We start from the raw sequence: 311 nt of genomic DNA on the forward strand, positions 1-311 counted from the left end.
TTCGTGAAAATTAAAATTCCCTGTTTGGTTTTTGGGAAAATAACGGTGATACAGTTTGTTCCCGAATCATTGCCGCCATGTGAAATTGCATATTCGCCATTTCCAAGGTCATAAATGACAAAACCTAATCCAAAATATTTATTTTTCCTTGTTTCAACCTGTCTTTTCATCATTTCCTGGTAAACATCTTTGCTTAGGCTTCCTCCATTAAGAATATGAGCAAGGAAGTTTCCGTAATCTTCTATAGTAGTATGCAGATCATCAGCAGCATTCGCGGTTGTATTCTCTTCTACTTTATAAGGCTTCCCATT

The 311-nt window shown here is 36.3% G+C and carries 1 protein-coding gene; it reads right to left on the reverse strand.

The features are described 5' to 3' along the window. Window positions 1-311: serine hydrolase (locus SB724_RS19705; protein ID WP_410572481.1), on the reverse strand; the 311-nt coding region annotated here is incomplete at both ends.

It is taken from the genome of Bacillus sp. SIMBA_031 (genome assembly GCF_046535225.1).
GTDB classification, from domain to species: domain Bacteria; phylum Bacillota; class Bacilli; order Bacillales; family Bacillaceae; genus Bacillus; species Bacillus velezensis.